This window comes from Escherichia sp. WS1118, assembly GCF_046487695.1.
GTDB classification, from domain to species: domain Bacteria; phylum Pseudomonadota; class Gammaproteobacteria; order Enterobacterales; family Enterobacteriaceae; genus Escherichia; species Escherichia coli.
In genome coordinates, this window is sequence record NZ_JBJQIZ010000005.1 from 291,705 (window position 1) to 311,348 (window position 19,644).

The following is a 19,644-nucleotide window of genomic DNA, read 5'->3' on the forward strand; positions in this document are numbered from 1 at the left end:
GTGGTCGCAATCCATCTTTTGCCGGTTAGTTACAATTCTGCGACATCCACCGTGAATATCAGTGCTAGAATCAGACCCCTGTTGATTATTCACCAAAGATATAAAATTCCTATGCCAAAAGTTCAGGCCGACGGCCTGCCATTGCCCCTGCGATACGGTGCGATATTAACCATTGTGATTGGTATTTCGATGGCTGTCCTTGACGGCGCAATCGCCAACGTCGCCTTGCCAACAATCGCTACGGACCTTCATGCCACGCCGGCCAGTTCCATCTGGGTAGTGAACGCCTATCAAATCGCCACTGTCATCTCCCTGCTCTCGTTTTCGTTTCTGGGCGATATGTTTGGCTATCGACGTATTTATAAATGCGGTCTGGTCGTTTTTCTGTTGTCTTCACTGTTCTGCGCCCTTTCTGATTCGCTGCAAATGCTCACCCTTGCGCGTGTCATACAAGGTTTCGGCGGTGCAGCGTTGATGAGCGTTAATACCGCACTTATCCGCCTGATCTATCCACAACGTTTTCTGGGTAGAGGGATGGGCATAAACTCGTTTATTGTTGCCGTCTCTTCTGCTGCCGGGCCGACAATTGCTGCAGCAATCCTCTCCATCGCATCCTGGAAATGGTTATTTTTAATCAACGTACCGTTGGGTATTATCGCCCTGCTTCTGGCGATGCGTTTTCTGCCACCCAATGGTTCTCGCGCCAGTAAACCCCGTTTCGACCTGCCCAGCGCCGTGATGAACGCGTTAACCTTCGGCCTGCTTATCACTGCGTTGAGTGGTTTCGCTCAGGGGCAATCGCTGACATTGATTGGTGCGGAACTGGTGGTAATGGTTGTCGTTGGTATTTTCTTTATTCGCCGCCAGCTTTCTCTTCCCGTACCGCTGCTACCGGTGGATTTACTGCGTATCCCGCTGTTTTCACTTTCTATTTGCACATCTGTTTGCTCTTTCTGCGCACAAATGCTGGCAATGGTTTCCCTGCCCTTTTACCTGCAAACCGTGCTCGGGCGTAGTGAAGTCGAAACAGGTTTACTTCTGACACCGTGGCCGTTAGCAACGATGGTGATGGCTCCACTGGCAGGCTATTTGATTGAACGCGTACATGCAGGATTGCTGGGTGCTTTAGGGTTATTCATCATGGCTGCGGGGCTTTTTTCCCTGGTTCTGCTGCCAGCGTCACCTGCGGATATCAATATTATCTGGCCGATGATCTTATGTGGTGCTGGATTTGGCTTGTTCCAGTCACCCAATAACCACACCATTATTACCTCCGCTCCTCGCGAACGTAGCGGTGGAGCCAGTGGCATGTTAGGGACAGCTCGTCTTCTGGGTCAGAGTAGCGGTGCGGCTCTGGTAGCGCTGATGCTAAATCAGTTTGGTGATAATGGTACGCACGTCTCGCTGATAGCTGCGGCTATTCTGGCAGTGATTGCTGCCTGTGTCAGTGGTTTACGTATCACTCAGCCACGATCCAGGGCATAAAAAAAGCGCGTCGATCAGGACGCGCTTTTTAGTATTTACTTCATATTACTTCAGGTATTCACCCGTACGCAGAGCTTCAATACGTTTATCCAGCGGCGGGTGAGTCATGAACAACTCACTGAGCGATTTCGACTTCCCGTTAATGCAGAAAGCCATCATGCTGGTTGCTTCTTGCGGTTCATAGCTGGTTTTCAGGCGTTGCAGCGCGGCAATCATTTTCTCGCGACCAACCAGTTTTGCTGAACCCGCATCGGCGTGGAATTCACGATGACGCGAGAACCACATGGTTATAATGCTCGCCAGAATACCAAACACCAGTTCCAGAACCGTTGCAACCGCAAAGTAGATCAGCGGGTTGCCGTTGCTCTCTTCACCTTCATCACGGTTTCCGCCCATAAAACCCGCGGCAAGCTGCGCCAGAATACGGGAAATAAAGATAACGAAGGTGTTCACCACGCCCTGAATCAGCGTCATGGTGACCATATCACCATTGGCGATGTGGCTGATTTCGTGAGCAATTACCGCCTCGGCTTCATCCGGGCTCATGTTCTGCAGCAAACCGGTGCTGACAGCAACCAGAGAGGCATCACGGCGCGCACCGGTTGCAAAAGCATTGATGTCCGGCGCATGGTAGATAGCCACTTGCGGCATAGCGATCCCCGCCTGACGAGCCTGGGTTGCTACAGTATTGACCAGCCAACGTTCCCTTTCGTTACGCGGTTGCTCGATCACTTCCCCGCCAACAGATCGTAATGCCATCCATTTGGACATCAGAAGCGAAACGAAGGAACCACCAAAACCGAACAGCAAGGCCATGATCATCAGCCCCTGAACGCTGCTCGACTGTATCCCTGTCAGGCTCAGTACCAGCCCGAAAACGACCATTACGGCCAGGTTCGTTAGCAGGAAGAGCGCGATTCGCATCATAATTTTCTTTTTACCTCAGTTTAACAAAACGCAATATGCGATACCCACATCGTATGGGTTACGCGACTATTTTCAAGTCTGGATAGTGCGTAAGTCACCAGAAAGACACAACTTTACATTTTGTAGCATCTGATTTACGGCATCTTGCCGCTGTTAAAAAATCAGGCACAATTTCTTGTGCCTGATTGATATTACTTGACGGGAGCGGGTTGTTCCGCGGGTCTGGCTTTTTCAAGCTTCGCCAGATCGAGTGCGATATTCACCGTCTCATCCAGATAAGGATCTGGCTCCTGGTAATCTTTCGGTAGATCATCCAGTTTCTTCAACTCCGGTTTACCTTCGCGTTTAAAGCGTTCGTTCAAACGCGCCAGACGCGTCGCATCATCTTCATTATTCTCTTTCTCACGCACAGCGTAATTCAGAGAAACGATATTGCGCTTGTCCTTCATAGCGTTGAAGCGCGCGATATCCTTCATGATGTTCTGGAACTCAGGATCTTTCGCGATACGCGCATTATGTTCCTTCAGCAGCTCCGGTTCAAAGGCCGTTAAATCTCCTGATTTCACATAAGTCGCGGCATCAATGCTATCCCACGGCAGCGCGTTATCTTCGAATTTCTCACCCGTTTCCGTTTCTTCATTACCCGTCGGCATGATGATGTCTGGCGTTACGCCTTTACGTTGCGTACTGCCGCCGTTAACGCGATAGAATTTCTGGATCGTGTACTGCACAGAACCCAGCGCTGGCCATTCAGGACGTAACATCTGATCGTAAATACGGTTCAATGAACGGTACTGCTGAACGGTGCCTTTACCAAATGTCGGTTCACCCACAACCAGGGCACGACCGTAATCCTGCATTGCCGCGGCAAAGATTTCTGAAGCCGAAGCACTGAAGCGGTCAACCAGCACCACCAGCGGGCCTTTATAGAAGACCTGTCCGTCGGTGTCGCTGTCTTCACGAACCTTGCCGTTGTTATCGCGGACCTGAACAATCGGGCCGGATGGAATGAACAGACCGGAGAGCGATACGGCTTCAGTCAACGCCCCACCACCATTGCTACGCAGGTCGATAATCACACTGCTGACATTCTGTTTTTCCAGTTTCTGCAGTTGCACTTTGACATCGTCTGTCAAACCCACATAGAAGCCCGGAATATCCAGCACGCCGACTTTCTCTTTACCGACGGTCTTCACCGACATTTTAACCGCGCGGTCTTCGAGACGAATACGTTCACGGGTCAACGTTACCGTACGGGTCTTGGTCCCTTTACCAGCAGGTAAAATTTCCAGACGAACCTTACTGCCCTTAGGCCCTTTAATTAAGGCCACCACATCATCAAGACGCCAGCCAATCACGTCAACCATCGGCTTGCCTGTTTGACCAACACCGACAATTTTGTCACCAACGCTGATAGCTTTGCTCTTCGCTGCCGGACCTCCTGCCACCATCGAATTGATAACGGTGTAGTCATCATCCATTTGCAGCACTGCGCCAATACCTTCCAGCGACAAACTCATTTCAGTGTTGAACTGTTCGGTATTACGCGGGGAAAGATAGTTGGTATGCGGGTCGATTTCACGCGCAAACGCCGTCATTGCCAGCGAGAAAACATCTTCGCTGTTGGTTTGCGCCAGACGACGAATGGCAAATTTGTAGCGGCGAGTCAGGGTTTCACGAATTTCCTTATCCGTTTTTCCTGTCAGCTTCAGGCTTAACTCGTCGAATTTGACTTTACTGTCCCACAGCGCGTTCAACTCAGCCTCGTTTTTCGGCCAGGGCGCTTTGCTGCGGTCAAGGTTATAAGTGTCGTTGCCGGTGAAATCCATCGGCTTTTCCAGTACCGACAAAGCGTACTGGTAACGTTCAAAACGGCGCTTTTGCGCCAGATTGTAGAGATCGTAGAAAACGTCGAGTTTACCTGAACGCAGTTCATCGCCTAACTCAGTTTTCTTTTTCGCGAACTGTTCAACATCGCTTTCCAGCAGCACATTGTGGCTGTAATCGAGCAGATTCAGGTAGCGGTCAAAGATTTTGGCCGAAAATGCCTGATCGAGGTCGAACTGGCGATAATGAGAACGGGTGAAGCGCGACGTTACGCGCTCACTCACCGTCGCATGCTGCGTCTCTTCCTTTAATACCGGAATTTGATCAGCACGCGTGATATCTTCTACAGCGAAGGTCTGGCCTGCTATTGCAAGCAGGCCAGCTAACGCGGTAAGCCTAAAAAACATGTTCATGCCTGGCCCGGCCTCCGTTTCAGAACACCAGGTGTTCTGCGCGCACAATCAAAGACATACCCGAATTCAGCTGGACGCGGACGCCGTCTTTGGTGATTTCTAATACGGTGGCATCCATCGCGTTTTGACCCGCTTTCACCTTCAGGGCTTGTCCGACAGTCAGAGCTGAAATGTCAGAAACCGGGGTGTGCTGTTCTTCGCGAGGTGCTTTTACTGTTTTTAGCGCTTTCTCTACCGGCTTTTGCGAACGAGGTTTACGTTCAGCGCCTTCTTTGCGGCGTGGCGTGGTCGGACGTGGCTTGCGTTCGCGGCGCGGTGCGTCTTCTTTCTCACCAGCAGCTGCGGCAGCTTCGCGTTTTTTCGCTTGCTGTTCAGCACGCTGTGCCTGAACACGCGCTTTCGCTTCTTCAAGCTGCTTGCGAGCATGCTCGACATGTTGCTCGTCCAGCTCACCGCATGGGTTGCCGTCAAGATCGACACGTGTTGCGCCGGGTTTAACACCGTAAAGATAACGCCAGCTCGAAGTGTAGAGACGTAAAGCGGATCGCAATTGCGTTTTGCTCAGGTTCATTTCCCCGGCAACACGATCGACCAAATCCTGAAAAATACCGATTTTCAGCGGACGCGCTTCACCTTCCGCACTGAAACAGTGGGGAAAACGTTCGGCCAGAAACGCGATTACTTCTTTACTGCTATTCAACTTAGGTTGATTTTCCATGAAATTTCCTGATTACAACGGACGTAGCCAACAAGCGCAGGCATGAACAGGCGTCATTATAATGACGCTATCAGTAAATGCTACGTTATCCGTTGATTATCCTGCGACGCTCGCAAAGAATTTTTTGTAATCCGTCGTTGCAAGCACTTTTTCAAGCTGTGCCACAAGCTGACGTAAGCCTTGCTCGTCCTCGTCTGTAAAGCGACCGAAGACGGTACTATCGATGTCGAGAACACCAATAATCTGATTTTTCACCACCAGTGGCAGAACAATTTCAGAATTACTCGCCGCATCACAGGCAATATGCCCGTCAAACGCGTGAACATCCTCGATACGCTGCACTTGATTGCGGGCAACCGCAGTGCCGCATACGCCGCGCCCAACGGGTATCCGGACACAGGCAATTTTGCCCTGAAATGGTCCGAGCACCAGTGTATCGTCCTCAAGCAAATAAAAACCTGCCCAGTTTACGTCAGTGAGACGCTCATATAACAACGCACTGGTGTTCGCAAGCGTTGCCAGAAAACTGGTTTCTCCCACCATCAGCGCGTTAAAGTCGCGATTTAAATCCGCGTAAAATTCTGCTTTGTTCATTATATAATCACTTGGTTGTCTTACCTGGAACTGCCAGCCTATTAAAATAAGCATTAAATGCGTTAATGCTCAAGATCATTCCCATCATGGGTTAAGATTAATGTTAATTCTTATTACATTTGGCACGTCATGGCTCTTAACACACCACAAATTACGCCGACAAAGAAGATAACAGTGAGGGCTATCGGCGAGGAACTGCCGCGTGGTGATTACCAACGTTGCCCGCAATGTGACATGCTGTTTAGCCTGCCCGAGATAAATTCTCATCAAAGTGCCTATTGTCCGCGCTGTCAGGCAAAAATTCGTGACGGGCGCGACTGGTCGCTAACGCGCCTGGCGGCAATGGCCTTCACCATGCTGTTGCTTATGCCGTTTGCCTGGGGCGAACCGCTGTTGCATATCTGGCTGTTAGGCATTCGTATTGACGCCAACGTTATGCAAGGCATCTGGCAAATGACCAAACAGGGCGATGCGATAACGGGGGCGATGGTCTTTTTCTGCGTTATCGGTGCCCCCCTCATTCTGGTGACCTCCATAGCTTATTTATGGTTTGGTAACCGATTGGGAATGAATTTACGCCCGGTACTGCTGATGCTTGAGCGGCTGAAAGAGTGGGTGATGCTGGATATCTACCTGGTCGGCATTGGCGTTGCTTCTATAAAGGTACAGGATTATGCCCATATCCAGGCGGGTGTCGGCTTGTTCTCTTTTGTGGCGTTGGTAATTTTAACGACGGTGACGTTGTCACATCTTAATGTTGAAGAACTGTGGGAGCGATTTTATCCACAGCGCCCCGCTACCCGTAGGGACGAGAAACTCCGTGTCTGTCTTGGGTGCCATTTTACCGGCTATCCTGATCAGCGTGGTCGCTGCCCGCGTTGCCATATCCCGCTACGCCTGCGTCGCCGTCATAGTCTGCAAAAATGCTGGGCGGCGCTGTTAGCGTCAATCGTTTTGTTGTTACCTGCCAACCTGTTGCCTATCTCTATCATTTATCTGAATGGTGGTCGGCAGGAAGATACGATTCTTTCCGGAATTATGTCGCTGGCAAGTAGCAACATTGCAGTTGCGGGAATCGTGTTTATCGCCAGTATTCTGGTACCGTTTACTAAAGTGATCGTCATGTTCACTTTACTGTTGAGTATTCATTTTAAATGCCAGCAAGGTTTACGCACACGCATTCTGTTACTGCGGATGGTGACCTGGATTGGTCGCTGGTCGATGCTCGACCTGTTTGTCATATCTTTAACCATGTCGCTGATTAATCGCGATCAAATCCTCGCTTTTACTATGGGGCCGGCTGCGTTTTATTTCGGCGCAGCGGTAATTTTGACTATTCTTGCTGTGGAATGGCTGGACAGCCGCTTACTTTGGGATGCACATGAGTCAGGAAACGCCCGCTTCGACGACTGAAGCGCAGATTAAAAATAAACGCCGTATCTCACCTTTCTGGCTGCTGCCGTTCATCGCGCTAATGATTGCTGGTTGGCTGATTTGGGACAGTTATCAGGACCGGGGTAATACCGTCACCATCGACTTTATGTCGGCGGATGGTATTGTTCCAGGCCGTACGCCTGTTCGTTATCAGGGCGTTGAAGTTGGAACAGTGCAGGATATCAGCCTCAGCGACGATCTTCGTAAGATTGAAGTCAAGGTCAGCATCAAGTCCGATATGAAAGATGCGCTGCGCGAAGAGACACAGTTCTGGCTGGTGACGCCAAAGGCCTCGTTGGCAGGTGTCTCCGGGCTGGACGCCCTCGTCGGTGGTAATTATATCGGCATGATGCCGGGTAAAGGTAAAGAGCAGGATCACTTTGTCGCACTCGACACCCAACCGAAATATCGGCTGGACAATGGCGATCTGATGATCCACCTGCAAGCCCCCGATCTCGGTTCACTGAGCAGTGGTTCATTGGTCTATTTCCGCAAGATCCCGGTAGGTAAAGTCTACGACTATGCCATCAATCCCAACAAGCAAGGCGTGGTGATTGATGTCCTGATCGAGCGGCGTTTTACCGATCTGGTGAAAAAAGGTAGCCGTTTCTGGAACGTTTCCGGCGTTGATGCCAACGTCAGTATCAGTGGCGCGAAGGTGAAACTGGAAAGTCTGGCGGCACTGGTTAACGGTGCGATTGCCTTCGATTCACCTGAAGAGTCGAAACCTGCCGAAGCGGAAGATACCTTTGGTCTGTATGAAGACCTGGCCCATAGCCAACGTGGCGTAATAATAAAACTGGAACTGCCAGACGGTGCCGGATTAACCGCCGACTCGACGCCGTTAATGTATCAGGGGCTGGAAGTCGGACAGCTGACTAAACTGGATTTAAATCCTGGTGGTAAAGTCACTGGGGAAATGACCGTTGATCCCAGCGTCGTCACCCTGCTTCGTGAAAATACCCGCATCGAATTACGCAACCCGAAATTATCCCTTAGCGATGCCAATCTCAGCGCCCTGCTGACCGGAAAAACCTTTGAGTTGGTGCCCGGCGATGGCGAGCCACGCAAAGAGTTTGTTGTTGTGCCAGGCGAAAAAGCCCTGCTGCAAGAGCCGGATGTTCTGACACTGACCCTGACAGCACCAGAAAGTTACGGTATTGATGCTGGTCAGCCGCTCATTCTTCACGGCGTGCAGGTAGGCCAGGTTATCGATCGTAAACTCACCAGCAAAGGCGTCACCTTTACCGTCGCCATCGAGCCTCAGCATCGCGAACTGGTAAAAGGCGATAGCAAATTTGTCGTCAACAGCCGTGTCGACGTGAAGGTGGGGCTGGATGGCGTTGAGTTTCTCGGTGCCAGCGCCTCAGAATGGATCAATGGCGGAATACGTATTCTGCCGGGCGATAAAGGCGAGATGAAAGCCAGCTATCCACTGTATGCCAATCTGGAAAAAGCGCTGGAGAACAGCCTTAGCGATTTACCCACCACAACCGTGAGTTTGAGTGCAGAGACGCTGCCGGATGTGCAGGCAGGATCGGTAGTGCTGTACCGTAAATTTGAAGTTGGTGAAGTTATTACTGTGCGTCCGCGAGCTAACGCGTTTGATATCGATCTGCATATTAAGCCGGAGTATCGCAACCTTCTGACCAGCAACAGCGTGTTCTGGGCAGAAGGTGGGGCGAAAGTTCAGCTGAATGGTAGTGGTCTGACTGTACAGGCATCCCCGCTCTCCAGAGCATTAAAGGGGGCTATTAGCTTCGATAACCTCAGCGGTGCCAGCGCCAGTCAGCGTAAAGGCGACAAGCGTATTCTGTATGCTTCCGAAACAGCGGCCCGTGCGGTTGGCGGGCAAATTACGCTTCACGCTTTCGATGCCGGAAAACTGGCGGTCGGGATGCCAATTCGCTATCTCGGTATTGATATCGGGCAAATCCAGACGCTGGATCTGATTACCGCACGCAATGAAGTACAGGCAAAGGCGGTGCTCTATCCGGAATATGTCCAGACCTTTGCTCGCGGTGGTACGCGCTTCTCAGTGGTCACACCGCAAATTTCGGCAGCTGGCGTTGAGCATCTTGATACTATCCTCCAGCCGTATATCAACGTCGAACCAGGCCGGGGCAATCCTCGCCGCGACTTTGAATTACAAGAGGCCACCATTACTGATTCGCGTTACCTGGATGGCTTAAGCATTATTGTTGAAGCGCCGGAAGCCGGTTCGTTAGGTATCGGTACACCTGTGCTGTTCCGTGGTCTGGAAGTAGGTACGGTTACCGGAATGACGCTGGGGACATTGTCAGATCGCGTGATGATTGCGATGCGCATCAGTAAACGCTATCAACACCTGGTGCGTAACAATTCCGTCTTCTGGTTGGCATCGGGTTACAGTCTGGACTTTGGTCTGACGGGCGGCGTAGTGAAAACCGGCACCTTTAACCAGTTTATCCGTGGCGGCATCGCCTTCGCCACGCCTCCGGGTACGCCACTGGCACCGAAAGCCCAGGAAGGCAAGCACTTCCTGTTGCAGGAAAGTGAACCGAAAGAGTGGCGTGAATGGGGAACTGCGCTTCCCAAATAATGCCCACTGCTCCGGCGTGCCTGCGCCGGAGCGTTTATGCTAAACTGCGCGCCTGTTTTTTTGCCAGTGGTATATGCTCGTGGCCCAACACACCGTTTATTTCCCGGACGCCTTTCTGACACAAATGCGCGAAGCGATGCCTTCGACGCTCTCTTTTGATGATTTTCTTGCCGCCTGTCAGCGCCCGTTGCGCCGCAGCATTCGCGTTAATACGCTGAAAACCTCCGTTACTGATTTCCTGCAATTAACTGCTCCTTATGGCTGGACGCTTACGCCAATTCCGTGGTGTGAAGAAGGTTTCTGGATTGAACGCGACAATGAAGATGCATTGCCGTTGGGTAGTACCGCCGAGCATTTAAGCGGCCTGTTTTATATTCAGGAAGCCAGTTCAATGTTGCCTGTTGCCGCCTTGTTTGCTGACGGTAATGCACCACAGCGGGTGATGGATGTCGCTGCTGCACCAGGTTCCAAAACGACGCAAATTGCTGCGCGGATGAATAACGAAGGGGCAATCCTTGCCAATGAGTTTTCCGCCAGTCGGGTAAAAGTGTTACATGCCAATATCAGCCGCTGTGGCATCAGTAATGTTGCGCTCACGCATTTTGATGGCCGCGTATTTGGTGCGGCAGTGCCAGAAATGTTCGATGCCATTTTGCTGGACGCTCCCTGCTCCGGCGAAGGCGTGGTGCGTAAAGATCCCGATGCGCTAAAAAACTGGTCACCAGAAAGCAATCAGGAAATCGCAGCGACCCAACGAGAGCTGATCGACAGCGCCTTTCATGCATTACGTCCTGGCGGTACGCTGGTTTACTCGACCTGTACCTTAAACCGGGAAGAAAACGAAGCCGTTTGCCTGTGGCTGAAAGAGACTTATCCCGACGCAGTAGAGTTTTTACCGCTTGGCGATCTCTTCCCTGGTGCAAACAAGGCGCTGACCGAGGAAGGCTTTTTGCATGTTTTCCCACAAATTTACGACTGCGAAGGCTTCTTCGTTGCTCGTCTGCGTAAAACTCAGGCGATTCCCGCCTTACCCACCCCAAAATACAAAGTGGGCAATTTCCCGTTCAGCCCGGTGAAAGATCGCGAAGCCGGACAAATTCGTCAGGCGGCTGCAAGTGTTGGCTTAAACTGGGATGAAAACCTGCGACTCTGGCAGCGTGACAAAGAACTGTGGTTGTTCCCGGTGGGCATTGAAGCCCTGATCGGTAAAGTCCGATTTTCTCGCTTGGGGATTAAACTTGCCGAAACGCACAACAAAGGTTATCGCTGGCAGCATGAAGCCGTTATTGCCCTTGCCTCCCCCGACAATGTGAACGCTTTTGAACTGACACCGCAGGAAGCGGAGGAGTGGTATCGCGGGCGCGATGTATACCCGCATGCCGCGCCAGTGGCGGATGATGTATTGGTTACCTTCCAGCATCAGCCGATTGGTTTAGCCAAACGGATTGGTTCACGACTGAAAAACAGCTACCCGCGTGAACTGGTGCGCGACGGGAAACTTTTTACCGGTAACGCCTGACAGCGCACAAAAAAAGCGCACTTTTTGACTGGCACATTCGACTGCCTCAACTAGGCTGAAAAATGGTGCGATCGGACTGGTCGTACCACAACAGGCAGCTAAATGGAGAGCACGAAGATGAAAACCAGTGTGCGCATAGGCGCTTTTGAAATCGACGACGGCGAATTACACGGCGAATCGCCGGGTGATCGAACGTTAACCATTCCTTGTAAATCAGACCCCGATTTATGTATGCAACTGGATGCCTGGGATGCTGAAACCAGTATCCCTGCCCTGCTAAATGGCGAACACTCTGTCCTTTACCGTACCCGTTACGATCAACAATCTGATGCCTGGATTATGCGTCTTGCCTGATCCAAAAAGAACCCGTCGGCATGGCGGGTTATTTGTCCTGGTTATTCCCCCGTTGTAAAATCTCTCCTAAACTTAACGGTACGGCACCACACTTCGGGGATGAAATGTTCGCGCTGGTACTTTTTGTTTGCTACCTGGATGGCGGTTGTGAAGATATTGTTGTGGATATCTACAACACGGAACAGCAGTGTCTCTATTCTATGAGCGATCAACGGATCCGCCATGGCGGTTGTTTTCCGATTGAGGATTTTATAGATGGTTTCTGGCGACCTGCACAGGAGTACGGTGATTTTTAATTATTGCAATTGCACAAGAGTCAGTTCTCCCCCAAAGACAGCACCGGTATCAATATAATGCAGGTTGCCAATATCCACGCGATGGCGCAAAGGTGTATGACCAAACCAGAAATGATCAGCACCTGCAATTCCCTGCCCTTTTTGGCGTTCACCTAATCGCGAGCGGCTCCACAAGACCTGATGCAAATCGACGTCCTTTTGCCATTCATAAACATCATCTGGATAATCGGCATGAGCAATAACATGTTTGCCGGTGCGACTGTGTAATTCAAGAATAAAGGGCAAATGCTGACATTTTTCCAGCGCCGTTTTCGCTTGTTTCTGTTGATTATCTGCCAGCGCAATAAACCAGTCGCCGCCATTTATCAACCATAAAGACATCTGCCGGGATGCCAGCGCATCCATCGCCATCTGTTCATGATTGCCTCTTACCGCACGAACCCAATGTTGTTCCAGTAACTGCAGGCAACGTAAACTTTGCGGCCCACGATCGATAACGTCTCCCACTGAGATAAGTAAATCTCGCCACGGATCAAAACGACAATGCCATAATTTGCGGCGCAACTGCTCAAGACAACCGTGTATATCGCCTGAAAGCCAGATATGTCGCCATTGATGACCCGCAATTCTCTGATAAACGGGCGCAGGCTGTTTCATCAATATTTTCCTCCCGCGCTAAAGATCACATAATCTTAACAAGAATGTTAAAAAACGCTGGACTCAGACAGTAGAGTGTGTGTTATGGTTGACTATAAAGTCAGCGAAGGGAATGCTTCTGGCTTTTAACAGATAAAAAGAGACCGAACACGATTCCTGTATTCGGTCCAGGGAAATGGCTCTTGGGAGAGAGCCGTGCGCTAAAAGTTGGCATTAATGCAGGCTTAGTTGCCTTGCTCTTTAAGAATAGATGACGACGCCAGGTTTTCCAGTTTGCGTGCAAAATGGTCAATAAAAAGCGTGGTGGTCATCAGCTTAAATGTTAAAAACCGCCCGTTCTGGTGAAAGAACTGAGGCGGTTTTTTATTGGAAATCAAAAGGCTATTTTAGGTAATTAACAGAGTTTTTCAGCTCGCTCTATAAACGGTGCCAGACTCATTTTTTCGCCGGAATTGTTAGGATCATCAATCTGAATCACCGAAATGGGTTGGGCTTTAGTCTTCCCACTGGCAACTTCCTTTTGTGCGATATCGTTTAAAGGATACTGCACGAGGGTACTTGGGTTAATGACATACAAAGCATTACCCGGTCGGCAAGTCAACATCACCTCTTCGCGATTAAACGCCCATTTGTCTTTACCCACTTCAAAACGGCTGACGGTAATCACCTGCGGTGCCGCCAGCGCAGCTGCAGAACTGGTGAGTAACAGAAACGCCAGAATACTTTTTCTCATCATTTTCGTAATCCATCAAAAAGGTTCGAGAGTCGCAAGCAGGCTGATGATCACCAGCACTACCGCACCTATCGCCCATTCGAGTTTAGTCATCCAGACAAACCAGGGAGCCGCACGATCTTCATCCTGCCTCATGCGCGGTACAAGAACATAACGATTAGCCAGCGCGATGACCACCATAATCATCACCAGGATGGCTTTGAGCAATAAGAGTTGGCCCCAGTAAGTCGTAAGCGTGGGGGGAAATCCGGTAATCAACAATGCATTAAGCACGCCGCTTGCCAGTACGCCGATCACCGCAAAATGCCCGCACCAGGAAAAACGCATCAGCGCCTGAATAGCCTGGTGTCGCCAACGGCCTTTGATGAGTTGCATACACCAGAGCACCGGCAGTAATCCCCCAAACCACGCCGCCGCACAGATCAGGTGAATTGCGTGATTAGTCTGATGGATTTTCGCCGTTACCCCTTCATTCAACGTCGCATGCCCGACTCCCGCCAGCAGAATAAATTGCGCGGTAGTGAGCATAAACAGCAAACGTGGCATATTCCGCGGTTGCATAAGGGCGACGATCAACGTTACGAGGGCGAGAACAATTTGCCATAACCAGACGCCACCAAACTGCGTTTGCAAAACAGCCAACCAAATGTTTGGCGAAAATACATCTGACCATCCCGCTCCCATCAACCCGCCCTGAACGGCGAGCATTGCAGTGGCACTGATCAAACTCCAGACGGCAGCGTGCTGTTGTAAACGCAGAAAACGCTTCGTCAGCAAGCGACGAATCGTTAAGGGGGCCAGCCAGGCACCGTACATTGCGAAGCCAAAAACCAGCATTAGCGAGGTGAAATGGATAAATCGCAGCGCGATCCAGGTAAACGCCAGCATGATTTATTTCACACTAAAGGTGTAATGTCCTTTCGTTTTATGCCCATCCACCGAAACAACATGCCAGTCAACGGTGTAGGTTCCGGGTTTCAGCGAATCGGCCAGTGGAACAATCAGTTGCTTTTGGTCCTGCTCATTCCGCTTCGCCGGTAATGTTTTAATATTTTCGTTTTTTGGCCCCGTGATTTTTGCACCACTGAATCCTGTTTCAACGCCTTCCGAGAAGTTTAAAGTGATTGCCTGCGGAGCTGCTGTCACTTGTGCATTTGCCGCAGGATACTGATGCGTTAAATGCGCATGTGCCCAGACGGAAGGTGTCACCAACGAAGTGGTCAGGATTGCCAGCGCGTAGCGAAGGGAGCGTGCAGTTGAAGCCATATTATCTATTCCTTTTTGTAATAACTTTTTTACAGAGCATAACCTTGTCTAATGTCTGAGTCGAGGATCATCAATTCCGGCTTGCCATCAAGGCTCACTCTTAGTAACTTTTGCCCGCGAATGATGAGGAGATTAAGAATGCTGAAGAATCTCGCTAAACTGGATCAAACAGAAATGGATAAAGTGAATGTCGATTTGGCGGCGGCAGGGGTGGCATTTAAAGAACGCTACAATATGCCGGTGATCGCTGAAGCGGTTGAACGTGAACAGCCTGAACATTTGCGCAGCTGGTTTCGCGAGCGGCTTATCGCCCACCGTTTGGCTTCGGTCAATCTGTCACGTTTACCTTACGAGCCCAAACTTAAATAAAACTTATACATAGTTACACTTTCTTACATAACGCCTGCTAAATTATGAGTATTTTCTAAACCGCACCCATAATTTGCAGTCATTTTGAAAAGGAAGTCATTATGTCGTTCTGGAAAGTTGCAGCAGCGCAATATGAGCCCCGTAAAACCTCACTCACCGAACAGGTAGCTCATCATCTGGAGTTTGTGAGGGCCGCCGCCAGGCAACAATGTCAGCTGTTAGTTTTTCCATCGCTTTCTTTACTGGGGTGTGATTATTCGCGACGTGCCCTTCCTGCCCCACCCGATCTCTCGCTATTAGACCCGCTTTGTTATGCCGCAACGACCTGGCGAATGACCATCATTGCCGGCCTTCCCGTTGAATATAACGATCGCTTTATTCGTGGAATTGCGGTATTCGCACCGTGGCGAAAAACGCCAGGGATCTACCATCAGAGTTATGGTGCATGTCTGGGCCGTCGTTCCAGAACCATCACGGTGGTCGATGAACAACCGCAAGGTATGGATATGGACCCGACCTGTTCACTGTTTACGACAGGGCAATGTCTGGGAGAACCCGACCTGCTGGCGTCGGCCCGTCGCTTACAATTTTTTTCACATCAGTACTCGATTGCAGTGCTGATGGCAAATGCCCGTGGTAACAGTGCACTATGGGATGAACATGGTCGTCTCATCGTTCGCGCCGATCGTGGTTCATTATTGTTAGTCGGTCAGCGTTCATCACAGGGTTGGCAAGGCGATATCATTCCATTACGCTAGGCTTTTCGGCCTGGAGCATGCCATGTTGCGCATTATCGATACAGAAACCTGCGGTTTGCAGGGAGGGATCGTAGAGATTGCCTCTGTTGATGTCATTGACGGAAAAATCGTCAATCCCATGAGCCACCTGGTGCGTCCCGATCGTCCTATTAGTCCACAGGCGATGGCGATTCATCGCATCACCGAAGCCATGGTCGCCGATAAACCGTGGATTGAAGATGTGATCCCGCACTATTACGGTAGTGAATGGTATGTCGCGCATAACGCCAGCTTTGACCGCCGCGTACTGCCTGAAATGCCCGGTGAGTGGATTTGCACTATGAAACTGGCCCGTCGTTTGTGGCCAGGGATCAAGTACAGCAATATGGCGCTATATAAAACACGGAAGCTCAATGTACAGACGCCGCCGGGCCTGCATCATCACCGCGCGTTGTATGACTGTTATATCACCGCCGCGTTGCTTATCGATATTATGAACACCTCTGGCTGGACGGCAGAACAGATGGCCGATATCACCGGACGTCCATCGTTGATGACGACCTTCACCTTTGGCAAATACCGTGGCAAAGCGGTTTCCGACGTTGCCGAACGCGATCCGGGCTATCTGCGCTGGTTGTTTAATAACCTCGACAGCATGAGCCCGGAGCTGCGTTTAACACTGAAACATTATCTGGAAAATACTTAATCCGCTGACTGAGCGGGTAATGTTCCCTGCGCCAGCGCGACCAGAAAAGCATATTCCATCGCTACGCCTTCGTACGATTTGAAGCGACCAGATTTACCGCCATGACCTGAGTCCATGTCGGTACAGAGCAATAAAAGATGGTCATCGGTTTTCAGCTCGCGCAATTTAGCGACCCATTTTGCCGGTTCCCAATATTGCACCTGAGAATCGTGTAAACCGGTCGTTACCAGTAAATGCGGATAAGCCTGTGCGGTGACGTTGTCATACGGGCTGTAGCTTTTCATATACTCGTAATATTGCGGATCCTGCGGATTCCCCCACTCTTCAAATTCGCCGGTGGTAAGAGGAATTGATTCATCCAGCATTGTTGTTACAACATCAACAAACGGTACCTGGGCGATAACGCCGTGGAACAATTCCGGGCGTTGATTAATCGCAACGCCCATCAACATACCCCCCGCACTCCCGCCCATCGCATAACAGAGCGAAGGAGAGCCATAGCCCAGTTTTAACAATGCATCGCAGGCATCAAGATAATCATTAAACGTATTTTTCTTCTTCAGAAATTTACCGTCCTCGTACCATTGTTGCCCCAGCTCACCGCCGCCACGAACATGGACAATGGCGTAGACAAATCCACGATCCAACAAACTCAAGCGGCTAAAACTGAAATCGGCATCAATACTTGCGCCGTAAGAACCGTAGCCATACACCAGCAGCGGGTTGTGTCCTTTGCGAAAATGTTTGCGATGATAGACCAGCGAAACCGGAACTTCGACGCCATCACGGGCGACTATCCACAGGTGTTCACTGCGGTAATTCGCCGCATCAAAACCAGGAACTTCCGTTTGTTTTAATACACGACGCTCACCGGTATCCATATCCAGTTCAAACAAAGTATCTGGTGTGGTCATGGACGAATAACCATAACGCAATCGCGCGGTTTCAGGTTCTGGATTGTAGGCAATCCAGGTCACATAGGCCGGATCATCAAAGGCAATGCCAATGACTTCCCGGGTCTTGCGGTTAATTTGCCGCAAACTGGTTAACCCGCGCTGACGCTCTTCAACCACCAGCCAGTCGGTAAACAGCGTAAACCCTTCCAGCATAATGTTATCACGTGGCGGAATTAACTCTTCCCACTGTTGCTCATCACGCATACGGGTACGGTATAAGCCAAAGTTTTTACCGTGGCGGTTGGAACGCAGATAAAACCGATGCTGGTAGTGATCAAGGCTGTATTCGTGATCTTTGCGGCGAGGCAGAAAAACAAACGGCTCGGCATCGGCCATTTCCGCGTCCAGCAGGCGAACTTCACTGGTGGTTGCGCTGGCCAGATGAATGACCACATAATGCTTCGAGGTCGTTTTATGCAGGCTGACGTAATAGGTATCGTCTTTTTCTTCGTAAATCAGTTTATCTTGCGATGCTGGCGTACCGATGGCGTGACGCCAGACCTGATAAGGCAGCAGCGTCACTGGATGCTTGCGAACATAGTAGAAAGTCCAGGAGTCATTTGCCCAGACAAAGCTGGGTTCAACGTTATCCAGCAGTTCCGGGTACCAGTTACCTGTTTCCAGATTACGAAAACGAATGCCATACTGCCGTCGGGAAAGAAAATCTTCTGCCAGTGCCATAATGGTGTTATCTGGCGTAATCGCCATTCCGCCCATCGAATAAAACTCACTATGAGCCGCGCGCTTGTTGGCATCGAGCAATGTTTCCCACTCGTCCCACTCTTCACTGAACGCCGATTGACGCTGGTAGATAGCATATTCACAGCCTGGTTCATAAATATGCCGATAGCGGTAGCCATTTTTGATGTAGGGCGCAGAAACTTCTCGTTGCGGAATGCGGTCGATGATTTCCTTTAAGATGCGATCCTGCAAGGCTTGTTGCGAGGCCATCACCCGATGACCGTAACTATTTTCTTGTTGCAGATAGTCCAGGACTTTCGGCTGAGAACGCGTATCGTCCCGCAGCCAGTAGTAATTATCGATGCGCGTATCGCCATGAAGCGTCATGGCGTGGGGAATGCGGGCGGCTTTTGGTAGCATGTTATTGTTCTTTCTGGTTGAAACATCTTATAAGGGTGGCAAAACTCACCGGGGATGCAAGCGAAACAGGGTAGTCATTGCTTAGATGATGACAGGTAATGGCGCGGATATCGAATGTTATGCAGACAGAGAAAATCAGCCTGCTCAAATGGCTGTGCGGTTCTGGATAGCCCGAAATCGTCAACTTCAGGCTATCCAGAGCGGAATTATTCCGCCAAAGTGCGTTTTTGTTGTTCGAGATCGCGTTCAATGCCTTCACGAACGTCCTGGGGGATTTTCAGCGCGTCACCCAGTGCATTCAGGTAACTGCGTTCCATAAAATGATCAATATCAATAGCCGCGCAGCTCAGGAAATAGATTTCCAGCGCCTCTTCTTCATTGCGGACCCCGGTAGCCAGGCGTTGTGGATCCAGCGGTTGTTCGATTGCCTGCTCAATGAGTACACGCCCCTTCTCTTCCACACCGGCTTCTCGCAATTGCTGGTCGATTGCCGCACGTTCTTTGGCATCAATATGGCCATCACTTTTAGCGGCAAAGACCAGCGCAAGGATCAAACGTTCCGTACGCTCATCCAGCGGCGTACTTTGCGCGCCAAACTGCGGTTCATCCTGATGCGCCGCGCGAATTTTATCTTTGTATTTATTCCACAGCACCGTACCCGCTACCGCTCCGCCGCCAACCAGTAACGCGTTTGTGCCATATTTCGTAAGAAGTTTACGTGCTGATTTATTTGCGACCAGCAGCCCAGCCAGTCCGCCTAATGCGCCAGGCACTAAAAGTTTGCCCAATCCCTGATCCGCAGACGAGGAGGTAGAAGAACGGCTTTGCCCAAGCAGGGATTGCAGTTGATTTAACCAGTTAGCCATATTTGCTCCTCAATAACCATTTTTAGTGCCTGTAGCATAGCGGATGAGGATGTCAGAAAATGTATATTGAGACAAAAGATGCGCAAATAAGCGGGGCGGTAGGCC

The 19,644-nt window shown here is 50.5% G+C and carries 19 protein-coding genes; 9 read left to right on the forward strand and 10 right to left on the reverse strand.

The window, feature by feature from the left end:
• The first annotated feature begins 111 nt into the window (after positions 1-111).
• Complete coding sequence (locus ACJHYO_RS11740; protein ID WP_085455374.1) at positions 112-1,485, forward strand: MFS transporter; 1,374 nt, start codon at positions 112-114, stop codon at positions 1,483-1,485.
• A 45-nt stretch (positions 1,486-1,530) separates the two neighbouring features.
• On the opposite strand, the gene htpX is transcribed toward ACJHYO_RS11740, so the two are convergent.
• The 4 genes from htpX to msrC all read right to left on the reverse strand — a co-directional run bounded on the left by htpX (position 1,531) and on the right by msrC (position 5,964).
• Positions 1,531-2,412, reverse strand: coding sequence for a protease HtpX (gene htpX, locus ACJHYO_RS11745; RefSeq protein WP_000984517.1), 882 nt, complete (start codon positions 2,410-2,412; stop codon positions 1,531-1,533).
• A 191-nt stretch (positions 2,413-2,603) separates the two neighbouring features.
• Entirely contained in the window at positions 2,604-4,652 is a 2,049-nt protein-coding gene (gene prc / locus ACJHYO_RS11750; protein WP_001055805.1) for a carboxy terminal-processing peptidase, read from the reverse strand.
• Between the two features lie 19 nt (positions 4,653-4,671).
• Positions 4,672-5,370: an RNA chaperone ProQ gene (proQ, locus tag ACJHYO_RS11755; RefSeq protein WP_000431375.1), complete on the reverse strand. Its 699-nt coding sequence runs from the start codon at positions 5,368-5,370 to the stop codon at positions 4,672-4,674.
• A gap of 96 nt (positions 5,371-5,466) precedes the next feature.
• Positions 5,467-5,964 carry an L-methionine (R)-S-oxide reductase gene (msrC, locus tag ACJHYO_RS11760; RefSeq protein WP_001029108.1) on the reverse strand — a complete coding sequence of 166 codons (498 nt, stop codon included), beginning with the start codon at positions 5,962-5,964 and terminating at the stop codon, positions 5,467-5,469.
• Positions 5,965-6,093: 129 nt separating this feature from the next.
• Here msrC and yebS point away from each other — a divergent pair, with 129 nt between their 5' ends.
• The 5 genes from yebS to ACJHYO_RS11785 all read left to right on the forward strand — a co-directional run bounded on the left by yebS (position 6,094) and on the right by ACJHYO_RS11785 (position 12,148).
• Positions 6,094-7,377 (forward strand): membrane integrity lipid transport subunit YebS, encoded by a 1,284-nt coding sequence (yebS, locus tag ACJHYO_RS11765; RefSeq protein WP_001207279.1) that lies wholly within the window; start codon positions 6,094-6,096, stop codon positions 7,375-7,377.
• Positions 7,346-9,979: a lipid-binding membrane homeostasis protein YebT gene (yebT, locus tag ACJHYO_RS11770; protein ID WP_001552982.1), complete on the forward strand. Its 2,634-nt coding sequence runs from the start codon at positions 7,346-7,348 to the stop codon at positions 9,977-9,979. The genes yebS and yebT overlap by 32 nt, the downstream gene beginning before the upstream one ends.
• A gap of 79 nt (positions 9,980-10,058) precedes the next feature.
• Entirely contained in the window at positions 10,059-11,498 is a 1,440-nt protein-coding gene (gene rsmF / locus ACJHYO_RS11775) for a 16S rRNA (cytosine(1407)-C(5))-methyltransferase RsmF (RefSeq protein WP_069371382.1), read from the forward strand.
• A 117-nt stretch (positions 11,499-11,615) separates the two neighbouring features.
• The gene (locus ACJHYO_RS11780; protein ID WP_001295499.1) at positions 11,616-11,852 is read left to right on the forward strand and encodes a YebV family protein; all 237 of its coding nucleotides are present in this window, start codon (positions 11,616-11,618) and stop codon (positions 11,850-11,852) included.
• A gap of 104 nt (positions 11,853-11,956) precedes the next feature.
• Positions 11,957-12,148, forward strand: a complete 192-nt coding sequence (locus ACJHYO_RS11785) for a YebW family protein (protein ID WP_001317886.1) — start codon at positions 11,957-11,959, stop codon at positions 12,146-12,148.
• Here ACJHYO_RS11785 and pphA read toward each other — a convergent pair whose 3' ends face one another.
• From pphA to yobA, 4 genes are all read right to left on the reverse strand, one after another.
• Complete coding sequence (pphA, locus tag ACJHYO_RS11790; RefSeq protein WP_000812743.1) at positions 12,149-12,805, reverse strand: protein-serine/threonine phosphatase; 657 nt, start codon at positions 12,803-12,805, stop codon at positions 12,149-12,151. It lies immediately after the preceding gene.
• Between the two features lie 394 nt (positions 12,806-13,199).
• Positions 13,200-13,541, reverse strand: a complete 342-nt coding sequence (locus tag ACJHYO_RS11795) for a YebY family protein (RefSeq protein ID WP_085455375.1) — start codon at positions 13,539-13,541, stop codon at positions 13,200-13,202.
• 12 nt (positions 13,542-13,553) lie between these two features.
• Entirely contained in the window at positions 13,554-14,426 is an 873-nt protein-coding gene (gene copD, locus ACJHYO_RS11800) for a copper homeostasis membrane protein CopD (RefSeq protein ID WP_000879311.1), read from the reverse strand.
• A 3-nt stretch (positions 14,427-14,429) separates the two neighbouring features.
• Complete coding sequence (gene yobA, locus ACJHYO_RS11805; protein WP_000168747.1) at positions 14,430-14,804, reverse strand: CopC domain-containing protein YobA; 375 nt, start codon at positions 14,802-14,804, stop codon at positions 14,430-14,432.
• Between the two features lie 138 nt (positions 14,805-14,942).
• On the opposite strand from yobA, the gene holE reads away from it, so the two are divergent.
• From holE to exoX, 3 genes are all read left to right on the forward strand, one after another.
• Positions 14,943-15,173 (forward strand): DNA polymerase III subunit theta, encoded by a 231-nt coding sequence (gene holE / locus ACJHYO_RS11810; protein ID WP_000916763.1) that lies wholly within the window; start codon positions 14,943-14,945, stop codon positions 15,171-15,173.
• Positions 15,174-15,274: 101 nt separating this feature from the next.
• Positions 15,275-15,931 (forward strand): carbon-nitrogen hydrolase family protein YobB, encoded by a 657-nt coding sequence (gene yobB / locus ACJHYO_RS11815; RefSeq protein WP_000011664.1) that lies wholly within the window; start codon positions 15,275-15,277, stop codon positions 15,929-15,931.
• A 22-nt stretch (positions 15,932-15,953) separates the two neighbouring features.
• Positions 15,954-16,616 carry an exodeoxyribonuclease X gene (gene exoX, locus ACJHYO_RS11820; protein ID WP_000944256.1) on the forward strand — a complete coding sequence of 221 codons (663 nt, stop codon included), beginning with the start codon at positions 15,954-15,956 and terminating at the stop codon, positions 16,614-16,616.
• Here exoX and ptrB read toward each other — a convergent pair.
• Positions 16,613-18,673 (reverse strand): oligopeptidase B, encoded by a 2,061-nt coding sequence (ptrB, locus tag ACJHYO_RS11825; RefSeq protein ID WP_000936977.1) that lies wholly within the window; start codon positions 18,671-18,673, stop codon positions 16,613-16,615. The two genes, exoX and ptrB, sit on opposite strands and share 4 nt — an antisense overlap.
• A gap of 206 nt (positions 18,674-18,879) precedes the next feature.
• Positions 18,880-19,539, reverse strand: coding sequence for a tellurite resistance TerB family protein (locus ACJHYO_RS11830; protein WP_000024728.1), 660 nt, complete (start codon positions 19,537-19,539; stop codon positions 18,880-18,882).
• Positions 19,540-19,644 lie beyond the last annotated feature (105 nt).

Coding starts and splice junctions, on each gene's coding strand:
- ACJHYO_RS11740 (WP_085455374.1), top strand. CDS start 112: ATGCCAAAAGTTCAGGCCGACGGCCTGCCATTGCCCCTGCGATACGGT.
- htpX (WP_000984517.1), bottom strand. CDS start 2,412: ATGATGCGAATCGCGCTCTTCCTGCTAACGAACCTGGCCGTAATGGTC.
- prc (WP_001055805.1), bottom strand. CDS start 4,652: ATGAACATGTTTTTTAGGCTTACCGCGTTAGCTGGCCTGCTTGCAATA.
- proQ (WP_000431375.1), bottom strand. CDS start 5,370: ATGGAAAATCAACCTAAGTTGAATAGCAGTAAAGAAGTAATCGCGTTT.
- msrC (WP_001029108.1), bottom strand. CDS start 5,964: ATGAACAAAGCAGAATTTTACGCGGATTTAAATCGCGACTTTAACGCG.
- yebS (WP_001207279.1), top strand. CDS start 6,094: ATGGCTCTTAACACACCACAAATTACGCCGACAAAGAAGATAACAGTG.
- yebT (WP_001552982.1), top strand. CDS start 7,346: ATGAGTCAGGAAACGCCCGCTTCGACGACTGAAGCGCAGATTAAAAAT.
- ACJHYO_RS11780 (WP_001295499.1), top strand. CDS start 11,616: ATGAAAACCAGTGTGCGCATAGGCGCTTTTGAAATCGACGACGGCGAA.
- ACJHYO_RS11785 (WP_001317886.1), top strand. CDS start 11,957: ATGTTCGCGCTGGTACTTTTTGTTTGCTACCTGGATGGCGGTTGTGAA.
- pphA (WP_000812743.1), bottom strand. CDS start 12,805: ATGAAACAGCCTGCGCCCGTTTATCAGAGAATTGCGGGTCATCAATGG.
- ACJHYO_RS11795 (WP_085455375.1), bottom strand. CDS start 13,541: ATGATGAGAAAAAGTATTCTGGCGTTTCTGTTACTCACCAGTTCTGCA.
- copD (WP_000879311.1), bottom strand. CDS start 14,426: ATGCTGGCGTTTACCTGGATCGCGCTGCGATTTATCCATTTCACCTCG.
- yobA (WP_000168747.1), bottom strand. CDS start 14,804: ATGGCTTCAACTGCACGCTCCCTTCGCTACGCGCTGGCAATCCTGACC.
- holE (WP_000916763.1), top strand. CDS start 14,943: ATGCTGAAGAATCTCGCTAAACTGGATCAAACAGAAATGGATAAAGTG.
- yobB (WP_000011664.1), top strand. CDS start 15,275: ATGTCGTTCTGGAAAGTTGCAGCAGCGCAATATGAGCCCCGTAAAACC.
- exoX (WP_000944256.1), top strand. CDS start 15,954: ATGTTGCGCATTATCGATACAGAAACCTGCGGTTTGCAGGGAGGGATC.
- ptrB (WP_000936977.1), bottom strand. CDS start 18,673: ATGCTACCAAAAGCCGCCCGCATTCCCCACGCCATGACGCTTCATGGC.
- ACJHYO_RS11830 (WP_000024728.1), bottom strand. CDS start 19,539: ATGGCTAACTGGTTAAATCAACTGCAATCCCTGCTTGGGCAAAGCCGT.